This is a genomic window from Geothrix sp. PMB-07, assembly GCF_030758935.1.
Lineage (GTDB): Bacteria > Acidobacteriota > Holophagae > Holophagales > Holophagaceae > Geothrix.
In genome coordinates, this window is the sequence record NZ_CP132333.1 from 2510032 (window position 1) to 2526572 (window position 16541).

Annotated in this window: 15 protein-coding genes; 5 read left to right on the forward strand and 10 right to left on the reverse strand. The window is 56.6% G+C overall.

Features of this window, described 5'->3' with window-relative positions:
* Positions 1-96 precede the first annotated feature (96 nt).
* From Q9293_RS11175 to Q9293_RS11200, 6 genes are read right to left on the reverse strand one after another with little or no spacing between them, the layout of a single operon-like run.
* Positions 97-768 carry a glycosyltransferase family 2 protein gene (locus Q9293_RS11175; protein WP_306246463.1) on the reverse strand — a complete coding sequence of 224 codons (672 nt, stop codon included), beginning with the start codon at positions 766-768 and terminating at the stop codon, positions 97-99.
* Positions 765-2561, reverse strand: a complete 1797-nt coding sequence (locus tag Q9293_RS11180) for a M61 family metallopeptidase (protein WP_306246465.1) — start codon at positions 2559-2561, stop codon at positions 765-767. The genes Q9293_RS11175 and Q9293_RS11180 overlap by 4 nt, the downstream gene beginning before the upstream one ends.
* A gap of 8 nt (positions 2562-2569) precedes the next feature.
* A complete protein-coding gene (locus tag Q9293_RS11185; RefSeq protein WP_306246467.1) occupies positions 2570-3271 on the reverse strand; it encodes a TetR/AcrR family transcriptional regulator in 702 nt (233 codons plus the stop codon).
* Between the two features lie 59 nt (positions 3272-3330).
* Positions 3331-3924, reverse strand: a complete 594-nt coding sequence (miaE, locus tag Q9293_RS11190) for a tRNA isopentenyl-2-thiomethyl-A-37 hydroxylase MiaE (protein WP_306246469.1) — start codon at positions 3922-3924, stop codon at positions 3331-3333.
* On the reverse strand, positions 3921-4769 hold the full coding sequence (locus Q9293_RS11195) for an EamA family transporter (RefSeq protein ID WP_306246471.1): 849 nt from the start codon (positions 4767-4769) through the stop codon (positions 3921-3923). The genes miaE and Q9293_RS11195 overlap by 4 nt, the downstream gene beginning before the upstream one ends.
* 16 nt (positions 4770-4785) lie before the next feature.
* Positions 4786-5421 (reverse strand): DUF2520 domain-containing protein, encoded by a 636-nt coding sequence (locus Q9293_RS11200; RefSeq protein WP_306246472.1) that lies wholly within the window; start codon positions 5419-5421, stop codon positions 4786-4788.
* 63 nt (positions 5422-5484) lie between these two features.
* On the opposite strand from Q9293_RS11200, the gene Q9293_RS11205 reads away from it, so the two are divergent.
* On the forward strand, positions 5485-6198 hold the full coding sequence (locus Q9293_RS11205; protein ID WP_306246474.1) for a hypothetical protein: 714 nt from the start codon (positions 5485-5487) through the stop codon (positions 6196-6198).
* Positions 6199-6332: 134 nt separating this feature from the next.
* Here the strand turns inward: Q9293_RS11205 and elbB are convergent, their stop codons facing one another.
* Positions 6333-7010, reverse strand: coding sequence for an isoprenoid biosynthesis glyoxalase ElbB (gene elbB, locus Q9293_RS11210; RefSeq protein ID WP_306246475.1), 678 nt, complete (start codon positions 7008-7010; stop codon positions 6333-6335).
* A 95-nt stretch (positions 7011-7105) separates the two neighbouring features.
* Between elbB and Q9293_RS11215 the strand changes: the two genes are divergently transcribed.
* Genes Q9293_RS11215 through Q9293_RS11225 form a run of 3 tightly spaced genes read left to right on the forward strand, consistent with a single transcriptional unit; the run spans position 7106 to position 10515 of the window.
* Positions 7106-8263 (forward strand): pyridoxal phosphate-dependent aminotransferase, encoded by a 1158-nt coding sequence (locus Q9293_RS11215; RefSeq protein ID WP_306246477.1) that lies wholly within the window; start codon positions 7106-7108, stop codon positions 8261-8263.
* Positions 8264-8302: 39 nt separating this feature from the next.
* A complete protein-coding gene (locus Q9293_RS11220) occupies positions 8303-10336 on the forward strand; it encodes a DUF4178 domain-containing protein (protein ID WP_306246479.1) in 2034 nt (677 codons plus the stop codon).
* Positions 10333-10515: a hypothetical protein gene (locus tag Q9293_RS11225; protein WP_306246481.1), complete on the forward strand. Its 183-nt coding sequence runs from the start codon at positions 10333-10335 to the stop codon at positions 10513-10515. The genes Q9293_RS11220 and Q9293_RS11225 overlap by 4 nt, the downstream gene beginning before the upstream one ends.
* 658 nt (positions 10516-11173) lie before the next feature.
* Here the strand turns inward: Q9293_RS11225 and Q9293_RS11230 are convergent.
* The 3 genes from Q9293_RS11230 to Q9293_RS11240 all read right to left on the reverse strand — a co-directional run bounded on the left by Q9293_RS11230 (position 11174) and on the right by Q9293_RS11240 (position 14240).
* Positions 11174-12040, reverse strand: coding sequence for a hypothetical protein (locus tag Q9293_RS11230; RefSeq protein ID WP_306246484.1), 867 nt, complete (start codon positions 12038-12040; stop codon positions 11174-11176).
* A 291-nt stretch (positions 12041-12331) separates the two neighbouring features.
* Entirely contained in the window at positions 12332-13516 is a 1185-nt protein-coding gene (locus tag Q9293_RS11235) for a hypothetical protein (protein WP_306246486.1), read from the reverse strand.
* A 352-nt stretch (positions 13517-13868) separates the two neighbouring features.
* Positions 13869-14240 (reverse strand): hypothetical protein, encoded by a 372-nt coding sequence (locus Q9293_RS11240; RefSeq protein ID WP_306246488.1) that lies wholly within the window; start codon positions 14238-14240, stop codon positions 13869-13871.
* Between the two features lie 1496 nt (positions 14241-15736).
* Between Q9293_RS11240 and Q9293_RS11245 the strand changes: the two genes are divergently transcribed.
* Positions 15737-16429: a hypothetical protein gene (locus tag Q9293_RS11245; RefSeq protein ID WP_306246489.1), complete on the forward strand. Its 693-nt coding sequence runs from the start codon at positions 15737-15739 to the stop codon at positions 16427-16429.
* Positions 16430-16541: the final 112 nt, after the last annotated feature.

The window sequence follows — 16541 nt, forward strand, 5'->3', positions numbered from 1 at the left end:
ACTCCCAGGCAATGAGCCAAGTCAACCCGGATCCGGATCGAGCTTGGCGCTGCGGGGCAGCGTCAAGTGACCAGGCCGGACCGGGTTGAAGCCAGTTCAGCATTTCAGGGATTCCCAGGCAATGAGCCAAGTATCCATCACTCCGCGAAAATGGCTGCGGTGCGGCCCAGGACGATAGATGGCCTGGATGGGGATATGGGCCCAGCGCAGCTTCCAGTCAGCGGCTTTCATCGCAATTTCCATCTCGATGGCAAAGCCCGTGGCGCGCAGATCCAGCCGGTCGAGCACCTTCTTGCGGATCAGGCGGAAGCCGCTCTGGCTGTCCTCCCAGGTCACGCCCGCGATGCGGCCCAGGGTCCAGGTGCCCAGGGCATTGGTGCGCCAACGTTTGGCGGGGATCTTTGCGCGATCCAGGAAGCGTGAGCCGATGAGGAAATCCGCGTCGGGGCGGACCATCAGATGATCCAGGAAGCGCTGGAAGTCTGCCGGGTCGTGCTGGCCATCAGCATCGAGGAAGAGGTAGAAATCGAAGGCATCGCTTTTAAGGTGCGCGATGCCGGCACGCATGGCCTGGCCCTTGCCCCCGCCCTTGCCGGGCTCCAGACGCAACACCTCGGCCCCTGCAGCCCTGGCCACGGCGCCCGTGCCATCGCTGGATCCGTCATCCACCACCAACACGCGATGAAGGCCGAAGGGCTTGAGGCCCTCCAGCACCGGAGCGATGTGGTCGGCTTCGTCGTGGGCGGCAATGATCGCGGCGATCCTCACCGGCGACCGCCCCGCTTCAATGGCCCGGGCCAAGGCTGTCCATAGGAAGCCGCGAAAGCCGAACGCTGGCCAAGGCTGGCACGAACCTCCGGCACCAGTCGGTAACTGCGCTCTGGGCTTTCGGCCACGTCCACGGTGGTTTCAAACACGCGTCCCCGATCCGCCGCCAGCACCTGCACCTGGCCGCCAGGACCCGGCTCCGCCAGCCCCCGCTGAACATCCGAGGAAGATGTGGTACGCCAGCCATCCACCGCGAGGATCTCCATGCCGTAGCTCAGTCCGGCTGCGGCGGCGGGGCTGCCTGGAATCACGTTGAGGACGCTGGCGCCCTGCGGGGCCACGACCAGGCCTGTCCAGGCCTTCGCGCGCCGGACGGCGGCAGGATCCTCACGATCTTCGGGAGAGAGCTTCTCCCAGGCGGCCTGAGCCTCCAGCTTTATACCGAAGGCGCGCGTGAGAAGGGCACCGTCCAGTTCTGCGCGACCTGAAATGTAGGCGCTCCAGAAGGGTTCGGGAGCCTTGCCGGAGAGTTCCTGGAAGGCTTTTCGCACATCACCGTCACAGAGGCCGTTTTCGCCATGCCTTGTCCAAAGCAGGCGGAAGAGCTCCGGCAACCCGGCTTTGCCGCGGCTGCCTTCGCGCAGCGCCGCATCCATGAGCCAGGCCACCATCTCGCCCTTGTCGTAGTAGCTGATGGAGCTGTTGGGGCTGAATTCGTGGGCCTTGTAGAGGCGGATCCAGGCGTCCCAGCTGGATTCCTCCAGGCTCTGCTCCAAACGGCCAGGGCGTTGCGTTTGCTCGCTCCAGCAGCGGGCCAGCTCTTTCGAGGTGTGGCTCCATGGCACCACCCCGGCGCGCAACACGATCAGGTGTTCCATGTACGAGGTGAGACCCTCGTGGAACCAGAGCATTTTCGTAGGGTTTTCCTGGCTGTAATCGAAGGGGCCGAGCACGGTGTCGTGCAGGCGCTTCACGTTCCAGGCGTGGAAGAATTCATGGGCCGCCAGCTGGTAGAGGCTGTAGTAGCCCTCGGGCTTGTCGAAGGCGTGGCTGTCGGCGATGAGGCTGGTACAGTCCTTGTGCTCCAGCCCGCCCCGCAGCCTGGGCGTGAAGGTGAAGAGGAACACATAGCGCTTGAAGGGGAAGCCGCCAAAGATGGCGCCTGCGGCTTCCACGATCTTCTGGGTGGCCGTGGTGATGCGGCCTTCGTCGCCGTTATGGTCACCCGTGAAGGCCAGCTCGAAGGTGGTGCCACCGCTCTTGAAACGCCGACTCCGGAACGAGCCCAGCTCAAATGGTGAATCGATGAGGGTGTCGAGGTCCGCAGCCAGGCAGGCGCCCTGCTTCTGCGGGAGCGAGGAAGCCACTTTCCAGTCGGCGGGGAAACCCTCGAAGCGCACCTCGTAGGGCCGGTCCGGCTGCCCCTCCAGGTAGAGGAAGGTCGCGGCGGGGATGATCTGGGCGTGGGTGGCATCCACATGGTTGGTGCGCACGGTGAGGTCGTTGCCGTAGACGCGGTAACGAAGGGTCAGATCGCCTTTTGATGCGGACAGCTGCCAGCGCTGCTTGTCCAGCTTCTCCAGGGGCTGCTCTCGGCGGCCATCCTGGCGACGCACCCGGTCCACAAATCGCGCGTAGTCACGCACCAGGTAGGAGCCCGGCGTCCAGGCCGCCATGGCCGCCACACCGCCCTCCCGCAGGGCTTCCGCGGGAAGGACGAGCTCCACTTCAACCAGATGCTGGGCCAGGTCCAAGGGACGCAGGGTGGCCCGGATGGGCGCAAGTTTGCTCATGGACCGCCTCAGCCCAACGCGCCGTGGAGCCAGCGCCGCGTGGCCCAGGCGATCTCCGCATCGGTGATCTGGTAGTTCGGATCGCGGAGTTTCTCCTCGATGAGCGAACCCACCAGGGACGTGAACAGCAGCACCTCTTTGCGGGCCATGTCCAGACTGGTGCCGAAGACGTGGTTCATGAAGAGCCCCAGGGGACTGAGGCCCCGCTCCACCAGAGGCATGAGGTCGCGGAAGTTGGAATCCGGGGAAGGCACGGCGATGGAGCGCAGAATGAAGCCGGTGAACTCCTGGCTTTCCAGCAGCAGGCCGAGGTAGGAGCGGGACAGCTGCAAGCAGGCGGCTTCAACGGCCTCCCGGCCCTTCACAGGCTCCGCGAGGAGGGGCGCCACCATGGCCTGAATGCGAGCGGCCATGCTGGAAAGCGAGACCAGGCAGAGCTGCCGGAACAAGCCCTCCTTGCTGCCGAAGTGGTAATAGAGGGTCGGCTTGGATACACCGGCTTCCTCGGCGACTTCCTTCACCTGGACACCGTCGTAACCCTTGGCCGCGAAGTGCGACAAGGCGGACAGCAGCAACCGGGCCTTGAGGTCTCCCTGAGCGCTGAGGCGCTCCAGGGCCGCATGGAAGCTGCCGTGGGCGCCCACGCCAAGGGCCTCGGGCCCGAAGACGGGCACCATCTCTTTGAGACCATGGTCTGGAACGGTGGACATAAGCTGCCTCTGAAGTGCCTTCAGCATGCCACGAATGGACTTACTGGGGGTCAAACCACCTAGTGGACCGCAGACCGCCAGGGCAGGGATTGGATGACCTCCGCCTCCCGGTCCAGCCACCAATCCAACCGGGTGGCGGCCTCCGCGCCAAAGCGCTCCTCGGCCAGGCTGCGATAACCCAGGGCGTGCCCGGCCTCGCAGCGCTCCAGTTCCAGCAGAAAAGCCAACCAGGCCGTGGACCCCAGCTCGGGATGGCTGGCTCCGGCCCGTTCCAGCAACCACAGGCGTTCGCAGCTGCGAGCCTCGATGAGGGCGGCGATGAGCAGCCGGTCCAGCAGGCCCTTGGCCGCCTGCTGGTGCAACGCCTTGGCGTAGGCGTTGCCGCCATCGGGCCGCAGCGGCCAGCCGAAGGCCATCAGCGCTTCCAGCACCCGCCGGTAGTGGTTCAGTTCCTCCTCCGCCAGCCGCGCCAGCAGCACCGAGGCGCGCGGGATCTCAGCGAGGTGCAGGCTCAGGTTCAAGGCATTCAGCGCCGCCTTCTTTTCATTGTGGGCATGGTCCGACAACAGGGCGGCGGGATCGGCCAAAGCCGCCTCGGCCCAGGCGGCGGGCGTTTCCGCGCGGAGCGGCAGGGGCGGTTTGAATCCAGTCATGGTCGTTCTCCCAGCACGGCATTCAGACCCAGGGCCAAGGCGATGACCGAGCCGCCCACCATGAGCCGCGACCAGGCCACCGGCTCATGGAAGATGAGGCCCGAAGCCAGAATGGCCAGGGGAATCTTCATGTTGTTGAAGATGGCCAGGGTGCCCAGATCGGTGCGGCGGGCCCCGGCATTGAACAGGAAGAAGCCCAGACCCGAGGCCACCACGCCCAGGTAGACCAGCACCCAGCCCTGGCGGAGCGTCAGGCCCAGCACTTGATGCCAGTGGAATGAGGGCGCCGCCATGGCCACCGCCACCGCGCTCGCCCCCAGGTAGAGCAGCCCCATGAGCTGATGATCCGATTTGCCCGAGGCGGGCGCGACCCGGCGGTAGAGCACCTGGCCCAGGGCGAAGCAGAAGTTCGCGCCCTGCATGAGGAGAAAGCCCCACAACAGGCCAGTGCGTCCCAGTCCCGTCCAGACGCAGATGCCCGTGCCGAGAACGGCGATGGAGGCCACCACGAGGAAGAACCAGGAGCGCCGCCCTTCCAGCAGATCGCCCACCAGGGTGACGAAGAGCGGCGTGAAGATGGTGAACAGCGCCACCTCCGAGGACTGCAGCCAGCGGAAGGAGGCGATGTAGAGCAGGTACATCAGGCCGAACTGCAGGGCGCCGATGCCCAGGAAACCGAGAATCTGACGCGGTTTCAGCCCCCCCACTCGGAGAAAGGGCAGAAACACCAGGGCCGCCAGGAGGGTGCGAGCAGCCGTCACGAAGGGTGCCCCAAGACCGCTTACCTGGGCCGTGAGGCCGAAGGAGAGGGCCCAAAGCACGGAGACGAGAAGAAGCAGCAGCATGATGAATCCGCCCGTGCTAGCCGAGGCTGCGCCCCAGCCGGAGGAAGATCTCCCGCCAGGGTTCCGGCAAGGCCTCGGCATCCCGGGCGATGGTGGCCTCGTCCCCCCGCACAAAGGGACCTGTGCGGCCCGCGAGGCCCCGCTCCGCTACGTTGCGCAGGGTGGCCTCCGCGAGGGGCAGCAGGCCCCGCCCTGGCAGCGCCACGCCCTGGGCGCGCAGGAGCGCTTCCGCCCCGAGCCACAGGGTGGCCGCGTGGCCCGAGGTGAGTACTGCGGCCGCGTGGTAGAGGGGCTTCAACTCCCCGGGCAGGTCGAAGGCTGCGAAGCCCAGGTCGCCAAAGGCCCGGCGCAGATCATCGGGCACGGCTCCGGTCATCGCCACGGGGGTTCCAGTCCAATCTCGGGCGCGACCATCAAAGCTGGTGAGGGGGTGCGCGCAGGGCACATCCGTCAGATGCAGGCTTCCCGCCAGATGCACACAACGCCCGGGGAAGTGGGCCGCCAGTTCGGCCACGGCCCGGTCCGGCACCGCCAGTAGCACCAGGCCCTGAGGCCGGGCCTCATGATCCAGCAGCATCGTCCGGTCACCCCAGGCCTCCGCCAGTGCGCAGCCCGCGCGGCCCCGGCCCAGGATGGTGAAGGCGACACTCATGGCAACAGTGTTGCGTACATCCGCCCCTCCCTCCTCTGGACTGACATTCTCTACACTCAGCCCATGCCACAGCCTTCCCGTCAAACCCCGTCCACGCATTGGGCCCTGCCGCCCGAGGTGCCCTGGCCGCGGTTCCTGCGCCTGCTGAGGCAACCGGATCCGCCCAGGGGCTGGCTCGAACTCGCGGCGGACCTGCCGGACCTGCGGAAACGCCCCCTGCTGCTGCGGTGGATCGCCCAGCATCCCAAGGCCCCGGCCCACCTGCGCTCACGCCTGCTGGCACGTCTGCCCTGGCGCGCCCTGGCGGCCGTGGCCACGGATGCCGCCGCCCACCCCCAGGCGCGGCAGCAGGCCACGGAAAAGCTGCAGCAGCTCTGGGCCGTGATGACCTCGGGCGAGCGGCGCAGCCTGGCGCTCCATGCGCCCAGGCCTTTGTGGCACCTGGTGTGGAAGGCTCCGTCGCTGGGCGTTCTTTCGGCCTTCCTGCAGAACCCAAAGCTGGGCTTGGAGGCCCTGGTGGCACTCATCCAGCCGCCGTTGCGGCCTGCGCAGGCCGAGGCCCTGGCTGAGTCCCGCTGGCGTGAATCCGGCCCCGTGGCCGGGCAGGTGCTCCAGGCCCTGGACCGCAGCCTGGGCCTGCCCGACTCCGGCCTCGCCCTGGGCCACGCTGCCCCGTGGATCAAGGCCCTCGACGAAGAGACCCGCATCCTCGTGGCCAGCCGCATCCTGACTCCCGCCCTGCGCCGCATGGCGCATCCCCGGCGCGAAGAAACCTGACCACAGAAAAGAGCAGATTGGCCGCAGATGAACACAGATTCACACGGATAAAAGACCGATTAGCCGTTCATCCGTGTTTATCGGTGTTCGTCCGTGACAAAAAAGCATGGCTGAACATGGACGTTGAATCCGCCTCAGGCGCGCTTCAGCACCTCGGCCACGCAGCGCTCGATGCCCACGAAGACATCGCTCAGGCGCGCATCGTCGAACATGTAAGCGGGGGTGGTCACCAGGTTGAGCGATTCATCCACCACGATCTCCCGGGCGCTGGGGGTGTCCTGGTGCAGGTGGCCCAGGCGGCGGATGGCGTCGGCGCAGCCAGGATCGCCCCCCAAGGTCAGGCGGGCGGTGCGGTGGCCCGCGAGGGCGATGGCCACCAGGGCGGGCGCGACGCAGATGGCGCCCACGGGTTTCTTCGCATCGAAGAAGGCCCGGATGAAGGCCACCACGTCGGGGCGGGCCTGGGCTTCGGGCCCCTTGAAGGCGAAATCGCAAAGGTTCTTGGCCACGCCAAAGCCCCCGGGCAGAACCAGGGCATCGTAATCCTGGGCATTGGCCTGGGCCAGATCCAGGCACTGCCCCACCCGGGCGATGCGGCTGGCCTCCTCCAGAATGTTGCGGGTGGCCCCGGGCGTGGGCTGGCCCGTGACATGGTTGATGACATGGTGCTGGTCGGCGTTGGGAGCGATGCACTGGAAGGCCGCGCCGTGCTGATCGAGGGCCAGCAGCGTCAGCACCGCCTCGCGCACCTCGGCGCCATCGAGATGGCCGGAACCGGCCAGCAGCACCGCAACCTTGAGCGTCTTCGCCATGGGAGCCTCCAGATGGATGGGTCGATTATCCATCGAAACCCATCCATCTAAACGGGCGGCCGCGGGGTGTGCACCTTTTCGATTAACCTGCCTCCATGCGCCTTTCCTCCCGCCTGCCGCAGGGCTTTGAGCCCAACGCCCTCTCAGCCACCTTGGCCCACCTCAGGGCGGAGGGCAGGCCGGTGCTGGATCTCACGGGATCCAATCCCACCCGCTGCGGTTTCGACTACCCCGAGGAGGAGATCCGCGCCGCGCTGTCGCAGCCTTCGGTACTGGCCTACGATCCCGATTCCCGCGGGGCGCGGAGCGCCCGGGAGGCCATTGCCAGGCATCACGGCCAGGGCCTGCGGGCGGATGAGTTGCAGCTGACCGCCTCCACCAGCGAAGGCTACGGCCTCCTCTTCAAGCTGCTGGGCGATCCCGGCGACGAGGTGCTGGTACCCAGCCCCAGCTATCCCCTCTTCGATTGGCTGGCGCGGCTCGAGGGCCTGAGCGCCCGCACCGTGCCCTCCTACTTCCATGAGCGCTGGCACCTGGATCTCGGTGCCCTGGAGGCGGCGGCATCCCCGCGCACACGGGCCCTGGTCGTGGTCAATCCGAACAACCCCACTGGACATTTCCTGTCCATCTCGGAATGGCACAGCCTGACGGAGCTGTGCGCCCGAAGGGGCCTGGCCTTGCTGGTGGATGAAGTCTTCGCCGACTACGCACTGGAACCACCCGCCGATCGGCTGGCCTCGGCCCTGCTCGAAGCAGAGCCCCCCTGCCCCGTGTTCCTGCTCTCAGGCCTCAGCAAGGTGGCCGCCCTGCCCCAGTTGAAGCTGGGCTGGATCGCCGTGCGCGGGCCCGGAGCCGCGGCGCATCTGGAGGCCCTGGCCTTCCTGGCCGATCAGTATCTATCCGTGTCGGCCCCGGTGCAGACCGCTGCGCCCCGACTGCTGGAGTTGGCCCCCGGCATCCGCCAACAGATCCGCCACCGCCTTCAAGCGAATCTCGCCAGCCTCGATCAGGCCCTGACAGCTCATCCACGCCTGTCCCGGCTGCCCGTGGAGGGGGGCTGGTCGGTGCTGCTGCGACGGCCCGCCGTGGATGCCGACGAGGTCTGCGCCTTGCGGTTGCTGAACGAGGCCGGGGTCCTGGTGCATCCGGGCTCCTTCTTTGACCTGCCTGGCGACAGGCATCTGGTGCTCAGTCTGCTGACCGGGGAAGGGAGCTTCCGTGAAGGACTGGCCCGCATCCTGGCCTTACTCTGAGCTAAATCACCAGCCCTCTGACATAATCACCGGCATCCCATGAGCCCCCTCGCCTCCTGCCCCAGTTGCGGTGCCGCCCTGAGCTTCCGGCCAGGGACCATGGTGGCCGTCTGCTCCTACTGCAAGGCCCTGGCCGCCCGCCGGGACCGCGACCCCGAGCTCATCGGCAAGGTCGCCGATCTCGTGGACACCGGTTCGCCTCTCGGACTGGGGACAACGGGAACCTACGCGGGACGCACCTTTTCGCTGGCGGGCCGCGTCCAGCTCAAACATGCCCTGGGAGGCGTGTGGGACGAGTGGTACCTGGCCCTCGACGATGGCCGCTGGGGTTGGCTGGCGGAAGCCCAGGGCCGCTTCTACCTCACCTTCACTCAGACGCCCCACAGCGCCCTGCCCGCCGCGGACAACCTCCAGGCCGGGGCCCTGGTAGACCTGGGCTCCGACGGCCTCTGGACGGTGGGGGAGATCAGCACCGCCAGCTTCCACAGCGCCGAAGGGGAGATCCCCTGGACGGTGGAACCTGGCGCCACCTACCGCTTTGCCGACCTGTCCGGGAAGAACGGCGCCTTCGCCACGCTGGATTATGGCGAGGATCCGCCGCTGTTCTTCCTGGGCCGCGAGATTCCCCTGGTGGATCTGCACCTCCAGGGCGGCACGCGGAAACCCGCCAAGGTGGGTACGCAAAACCTCAACTGCCCCAAGTGCGGCGGAGCCCTCGCCCTGCATGCGCCGGACCAAACCCAGCGTGTGGGCTGCCCCAGCTGCGGCAGCCTGCTGTCCGCGGAAAACGGCAAGCTGGCCTTCCTCAAGAGCCTCAAACAACCCCACGCCGACGTGGCCATCCCCCTAGGGGCCGAGGGCACGCTGAACGGCGAGAAGGTGCTTTGCATCGGCCAGCTGCGCCGCAGCTGCAGCTTCGACGGCACCGTCTATCCCTGGATGGAATACCTGCTCCTGGACAGCCAGCATGGCTTCAAGTGGCTGGTGGAAAGCGAGGGCCACTGGAGTCTGGCCGTTGCCGTGCCGCCGGGTGAAGTCCCACAGGTGCAAGGATCCCAGCGGAACCTCTGGATGCAGGGCCGCAACTGGCGCCGGTTCCAGGATGCTGAAGCGGCGGTCGAGGGGGTGTGGGGCGAGTTCTACTGGATGGTCGAACAGGGCGAACGGGTGACCGTCACTGAATTCGTCGCGCCACCCCTCAGCCTCAACCGCGAGTGGCAGCGCCACAGCAAAGGTGGCGAAGAAGTGAACTGGAGCCTCTCCACCTACCTGCAGCCGGAGGCGGTGTGGTCCGCCTTCAAGCTGAGCGGTGCGGCCCCCGCGCCGCGAGGCATCGCCTCCTTCCAGCCCAACCCCCACAAGGCCGCCCTGTCGAAATCCACGCTCTGGCTGGTGGGCGCCCTGGGTCTGCTGCTGGCCCTGGTGATGGCGGAATCTGTCACACATCGCAACGAGCAGTTGTTCAGCAAGCGGCTCGACCTCTATGAATTGACGCCGGGCCTTCGTCGGGAGGCCGCCGACGCTCTGCGCAAGAACATCCCCACCCGCCGGCCCGCAGCCAGTGCAAACCCAGAGGCTCCTCCGCCGGAGACCCAGGACCCGGTCTTCTTCTCAGATCCCATCGAGATCAAGGATGGGCGAAGCAACCTGGCCGTCACCCTCAGCGCCCCGGTAAACAATGGCTGGGTGAGCCTGGAGGGCGCCCTGGTGAGCGAAACCACCGGCGTGGCCGAACTCTTCCTGCTGGAAAGCAGCTACTACCACGGCGTGGATGGCGGCGAATCCTGGTCCGAGGGCGATCAGACGCAGGAGGTCTTCCTCAGCGCCGTGCCGCCCGGCACCTACGTGCTGCGCCTGGCCCCCCAATGGGACGGCAAGGTGCCGCCCGTGGCCGCCATCGAGGTGCAGCTGCGGCAGGGCGTCATGCGCTGGCTCTACCCAGGGCTGGCCCTGCTGGCCATCCTGGTGGTGCCCCTGCTCATGGTCTTCCGCATGGCGGCCTTCGAGACCCGCCGCTGGCAGGAGAGCATGTATAGCGCGAGTACTTCTTCATCGGATGGAGGTGATGATTGATGCGGATCCTCTACATCCTATTCCTGGGCGGCGGGTTCAGCCTCATGGTCGCCAACGCCTTCTTCGGCCGCGAATTCTTCGGCCAGCGCCGCCGCGCCGACCTGCCCCCCAGCGTCCGTCAGACGCCGGGCGCCTACCGCACCTTCCTGCACAACAACGGCTTCCACGGAGGTAAGTGATCCAACAGGATCCGTTTACCGCTAAGCCCTTTAATTTGTGCCATTGGAGCTTTCCAGGCAGTTCCGAATTGACGGAATTACGACGAAAATAGAGAGAATATTTAGGGAAAATCGGGAACGGAATACACAGATCTGAACACACCCATTAATTACCCAAACATCAGGTAGTGACCGATGTCACACCAAATCTTTTGTCAGGATTTGCAGGTCGTTTGAGATCCCCAGGCTATCCCAGAGAGAGCAACTATCGGACTAAGCACCAACCCCAAGCTTGGAAAAGTGCTCCAGCAAGGGGTCCTCCATTTTTGCGCAGGTTTGCAATCCGTCCGAAACCGCCAGCCTATCTGGGTGGGCAATTGTCTATCTCTCTGATCCGTCTCACTAGGTGCCCAGGGAATAGCGGTTTTCCATCAGTGATTCTCGAATCCTACGGAGAGATTTCTAATCGAACTTCCTGTCAGCCAAGAGGCAGAAATTCCGGTCCAAGACAACTTCAGTCGGCAACTCAGCCTAGTAGAAGGTCACATAGGAAAGAAGAAGGAGAATGGCAGGGATTCGGGAGCCTACATCAAACTGTGAATCAGATCAGGCAAAAAGCTATTTAAGTGAAAGCATCAATGAAACACTCGGACCAATCTTTTGGGTTGATTTTGTGTTTTTAATGTAAATGCCATTCATATACAGGAATATGTTCGTTATTCATAATTGCTTCAATAGTGACGTCTTTGAATCTATTTTCATTTTCTGGATATTCGTCTATCAAAAAAAATTGCCTCCTAAACCGTGGAAATTGGTCAATTGTTAATTTATTTTCTTTGTTTATATATTCAATTTTTTTAATTTTTTCTTCTTTTGTAATATTAAGCTTCTTTATTTTATTTATCATTCTGTTTTTCCTTATAATACCAAATCTTCTTGTCTGATGGATCATATATGTTTTGTATAACGATTGAAACAAGAATAAGCTAGATACATACATTATTTTATCTCCATATTGTTTAATAATGTTTTTAGCCACAACATCAAATCTTTTATTTGTCATCAATTCATTATAGAAATCTCTATAGAAATTCATTAAATCATAATTATTAATATTTGAACCTGGGCCAAAAATACAATAAAAAGGAGCTTGATCGTAAGGTTTTAGCATCTCCATAGAATAACCACCCTTGCATGTTCCCATTATTACAACAAGTTGAATATTAGATATTTTTGATAGCTGTTGACAATATGTGGAAAACTCTTCCCAGGTAAACATTTCTCCATTTCTTGTTTTGAAGCCATTTTCACTACCATGTGCATCAATATGCAGAACGATTGGTGGACATGGTTTGCCCAATTCTCGCATTTCAAAATAAGCATCATTAAGAAGCTTCGTTATTTCGTATTTGTCTTTTGGTTCTGCTACTGATATAGCCACATTCTCTTGCTCCGCTCTCGGGTAGATAAACCGCTCAGCACATTGAATACCAATTTGATCTTCTTTCCTTGGGTCAATACATTCAATGATATAGACCTTGATCATGGTCTTCCATCCTCCATTCGCTTTAGACTCATCATTCGCCAACTCGACTAAATTAACAAGGCCATTAAGTTTCCAAGAATTGTTGATGCGATGGGCATAAGATGACCTGGCAAACTTGCAGTAGGGGTAAGCCTCCGCTCATCTCTCTGTCAGCCTGCATCGCCATCAGGACTCTCTCAGCATTTCGCTAACTCGGCTCCGCTCATCGCCTCGGTGCAGGCGTGGCCGCTTAGCTGCTTTCGTAAGTGTTCCCATGGCGACATGGCCAAATAAACGCGAAAGTTTGCACAACTAAGCCACTTTCAACGCCCGTCGTAGCAATCTCTTGGTATGACTCTTCCAACTTGATTTAGCCTGAGATAACCTCTCTGACTTTTCATTGAAGTTAGGTATTCTTGACACATACTCTAAATATTTATTTTCATTATTAAACAAGCAAGTCATTACGAATAGTCTCTTATTCCAATCACCATCTTCAATTATGACCTGTTCGGGTTCTGCTGGTTTGAACTTCTTGGTTTTTCGGTTGGATTTCCATTCTTCAAGCTCTGAAACGATCTTTCGACAAAACTCGAAGGCAATACCGGCGGCCCGATAACTCTTTGCCTTCTTCCCGGGTTGATAGGAACTGCTGACTAGCCTTAGCAATCCCTTTTCTTCAAGACTTTTAATTGCCTTACAAACACCCTTAATTGAAATTTCTCTATTGAATGTCTCAGAAATATAGGTGGAAGGAAGCTGAATACCGCTAAGGAACATGCTTCTATAAGCAGAACCAAACACAAACCGAATTACCATCTTCTCCGACCTATTTAGTTTTATTTTACTTGAAACACACTCAATGCTTCTTGTATATATTTTCCATTTGTGTTTATCCGCCACTAAAATATGTGTTTGTTCAGGATTTAAAGTATGAACCTTCGTAGCTGGTAGACTCTCTGATAGAACAGTTGCAGAATCCCAATCCAGGAAAGTGCAAGTCATCGCTGAAACACTGTGGTCTAAATTTGAATAGTATTCAGGCAGAACAGATTTCAGAAAGGAGAGACCTTCAGACTGGGTCAATTTCCCATGCACTGGAAAGGCCGCTTTGACCTTCCTAGACGATGAAAAGAAAACAACCGCATCATTGCCTAGTTTTTCTTCCAGATCTTTTTTAAGAGCATCGTAGGAAGAAAAGCCAAAATCAGAAGGTGGTAAATCAAAATCAGCAAATATAAGGCTATCATAAGATTTATTGCCATACAATAATAGTTTTCCCTTTTTACTATTGCTCGATAAAGCTTTATAATGCCTAATAACTGGTGATTTCACTAAAGCCGAATCTGATTCCCAGCCACATCTAAAATATAAATACACTCCAGTAGATAATTTGAACTGATTTTTAAATATTGGTAATTGATCTAATGATATATAATCCATTAAATTAGCATTGTCTAAACTAATGGCTGATTCATCTATTAAAATAGCGTTCATATGGTGCTTCCGTTATAGCATATTTGGTGCCATCCTTGAGCAAGGAAAAGCATCCAATATTCATTTCTATAAATGACTACGAATACATATCGAGCGTAGAATTGAAAACAAAAATATATTTTTAAGCCATTTTAGATCAACAATGATCTCCTAACTTAACATAACGCTACAACAATCATTAAACCCGATCATACAAATATTTGGTTCAACAATGTTATATACCTGAGTTGATGGTTTATATACACAATATACACATCAAGAATACATAATAGTGTAGATGCAGTTATTACAACGTAAAATAATAGTGAATGCTATAACAGTATCCATTCATCGTTCAATTAAAACCTATAATCTAACCAAATAATACCTGTAGTTTGGCTGGCTTGATCACATTTTTACTATATGACTCATCAATGTTTGTAATCAGTTTATACTTACTGTCTAACTCTCGCTTTACACCATCCTTAACAGGTTTAGATATTTTGTTGGCAACTGCCCGTTCAATTTCAGGTGGGGTGAGTTCTCCATGGATGGAAAGCTCGTCCAGAATCTCTGAACAATGTTCCTCCAGTGATTCCCTAACCTGTTCTCTCAGAATCATAAAAACAGAATTACTGATAGCTTCAATCTTTGCCAACTCTAAGTTAGCTTCCAAAGCCTCACTATTAATGGTTATATCAGAAATACGACTAACAAGTGCATCTGTGTATGGTGTTTCTTTCATTTTTTAATCCTTTATTTATAAAATATTAATACCATTTCACTTAGTAATAAATTCATTCAAACTTAATTCAAATTTTTTGTTTTGTAAAAAATACGTATGGCATCAATAAAATTCGATTTATATCATACCATCTAAGTTAGGACCTTCCAATATAAGCTGGGGGGTCTCTTTGTGAAAAAATTTCGCGAATAATATGTTCGAATAATATTGTAGGAGTTTTATGTTAGAGTGTTTGGTTCCTTCCGTTTGCGCTTCAGAGTGTAGGGCAAGCTAGACCAAACTGTAAGGACTTAGCACTCCAGCCGATTCATTGATCCTCGCCTACTCTTGGTCAGATCACGTTGGTAGCCAGCACATTTGAACCACATGGTTACATGCACATCATTAACTAAATTTATATCAGCAAAAAGACTGACGCATCTCTCTTTGAGATGAATTCTAGTACCCATTAGTTCAGCCCCTGCCCGTAGAGTGTTGCCCTCCAGAAAGGGTCATGCTGGGCGTAGAACTACGAGCTACTTCCCTGCCCTCTCTTTCATAACCCTATCGAGTGTTTCCTGAATGGTTTCCCAACGAGCTTCTGGGACAACTCCCTTCTGAAACCAAAGATTTACTGCCTTCTGGGTAACCCCAAGAAGGCGACTGAGTGCGCTTTGACTCAGCCCCAGTCTCACCATTTCTCTCTTGAGGTAGTGGATTGAACGCCTATCAGTTCCTGAGATGCTCCCCGGTCTAAACACTGGTTGCCGGTCAACCGGAAGTGTTGCCTGAATCACTTCATCAAGAACGACTCCAGTTGTCACCCCACGCCTGGCAGCTACTACTCGAAGACGTTTAGCAGAATCAGGGCTGATTCGAGCAGTAATGGCTTCCCACTCTTCCTTGCGCGGTCCACGGCCCATTCCACCCCTCCGCCACGAATGGCAATGTCACGGGTGGATTCTTTCCAACGTAGAGCCATTTCTATATTTTTGACATTTCAATGTTGCCAAGAAGTGTCTACCATACCCATTGAGCCCAATATTTTCAGCTCACATGGCGCCATCTTGCTACACCACTCCAGATACAACCTTCCTACTTGGTAGAAATGGATAAACAACAAACGCAATGAAGTCCGAGAGAAACAATAGTCTCAGCCCTTCCCAAGCCCTCGAATGACAGGGAGTTCTGTTCCAACCCGCGTAAACCCACCTTCTGGCGATCCAGAAGACAACCGCGAGAGATTGACAATGTCTCATAAAACAGAAATGGCTTTGTTAGCCGTAAAAGGACACCCACCCATGCTCACCAAAATCACCAGGGAACTCTTGAATGGACTTTGAACCGACCAATATGCACCATGAAGATTCTAAACAATTCACATGACATCACTATAGACGTTCCATAAGTTAAGCTCAGGCACTAGACCCCACTAGACACAGCACTCAAGCAGCAAAATGCTTAAACAATTATTAATATATCATATATTTTAAAATTTTAATAATAAGGAGGTAAGTATGAATAGTCGTTCAACCAAGATTTTTGGGCTTGCAGCTATAGCCATAGTTATTGGATTTGGGCTTGGTTTTTATGTTAAGCAGCTAAACCATAAGAATAAACAACAAGAGCTTATAATTGCAAAAACAAACCAAACTAAAAATGAAATCAATAATATTGACGTAAAATTATTACAAATATCATCAGACCAACAAGACTTGATGCAGAAATGGAATGATTTTATTGCAAATGGCTTTCCAGATGACGCCCTAATTCGAACAACTACTGATGACGGTAGTTTCAAAATGATTACAGTCAGCGAAAAGAAAGATGATCTTAGAAGGAAATACGCCGCCAATGAAGCTGAATCAAAATCACTTAATCAAAGAAGATTAGAATTGGCGTCAACTATACCTGGCGAATTAATACCAACTCAAGCTAAAAACAATCAAGACCAATCAATACATATCTCACTAGAAAGCAACACTATTTATAAACAAACAATGAGTGATATCGGATGTCCTATCTCGACTGGAAACAGACTTTATTTAAACAATGTAACATTTAAAATTTATGTAGACTCAATTATGGCAATGAAAAATCAACGCGAACAGGCATCTAACAATTTTCATATACCCATCCTACCCGATTCAAATGAGATTAATAATATTTACGAAGCTAGAAAAATCGTTATGATGGAGAATTCAAAATAGTTCATTACATTTTAAGATTAGATCAGATGCAACCGTATATCCCCGGCATGGCCCGGGGATATATTTCGTGAGTCACTTAAAGAGGAATTACTAGGGACCATCATTGTCTTTA

Bases quoted from the DNA above. Each gene is read 5' to 3' on its own strand.
- Q9293_RS11240 (WP_306246488.1), bottom strand. From the start codon at position 14,240: ATGAAAGAAACACCATACACAGATGCACTTGTTAGTCGTATTTCTGAT.
- Q9293_RS11200 (WP_306246472.1), bottom strand. From the start codon at position 5,421: ATGAGTGTCGCCTTCACCATCCTGGGCCGGGGCCGCGCGGGCTGCGCA.
- Q9293_RS11230 (WP_306246484.1), bottom strand. From the start codon at position 12,040: ATGATCAAGGTCTATATCATTGAATGTATTGACCCAAGGAAAGAAGAT.
- Q9293_RS11220 (WP_306246479.1), top strand. From the start codon at position 8,303: ATGAGCCCCCTCGCCTCCTGCCCCAGTTGCGGTGCCGCCCTGAGCTTC.
- Q9293_RS11195 (WP_306246471.1), bottom strand. From the start codon at position 4,769: ATGCTGCTGCTTCTTCTCGTCTCCGTGCTTTGGGCCCTCTCCTTCGGC.
- Q9293_RS11235 (WP_306246486.1), bottom strand. From the start codon at position 13,516: ATGAACGCTATTTTAATAGATGAATCAGCCATTAGTTTAGACAATGCT.
- miaE (WP_306246469.1), bottom strand. From the start codon at position 3,924: ATGACTGGATTCAAACCGCCCCTGCCGCTCCGCGCGGAAACGCCCGCC.
- Q9293_RS11185 (WP_306246467.1), bottom strand. From the start codon at position 3,271: ATGTCCACCGTTCCAGACCATGGTCTCAAAGAGATGGTGCCCGTCTTC.
- Q9293_RS11245 (WP_306246489.1), top strand. From the start codon at position 15,737: ATGAATAGTCGTTCAACCAAGATTTTTGGGCTTGCAGCTATAGCCATA.
- Q9293_RS11180 (WP_306246465.1), bottom strand. From the start codon at position 2,561: ATGAGCAAACTTGCGCCCATCCGGGCCACCCTGCGTCCCTTGGACCTG.
- Q9293_RS11205 (WP_306246474.1), top strand. From the start codon at position 5,485: ATGCCACAGCCTTCCCGTCAAACCCCGTCCACGCATTGGGCCCTGCCG.
- elbB (WP_306246475.1), bottom strand. From the start codon at position 7,010: ATGGCGAAGACGCTCAAGGTTGCGGTGCTGCTGGCCGGTTCCGGCCAT.
- Q9293_RS11215 (WP_306246477.1), top strand. From the start codon at position 7,106: ATGCGCCTTTCCTCCCGCCTGCCGCAGGGCTTTGAGCCCAACGCCCTC.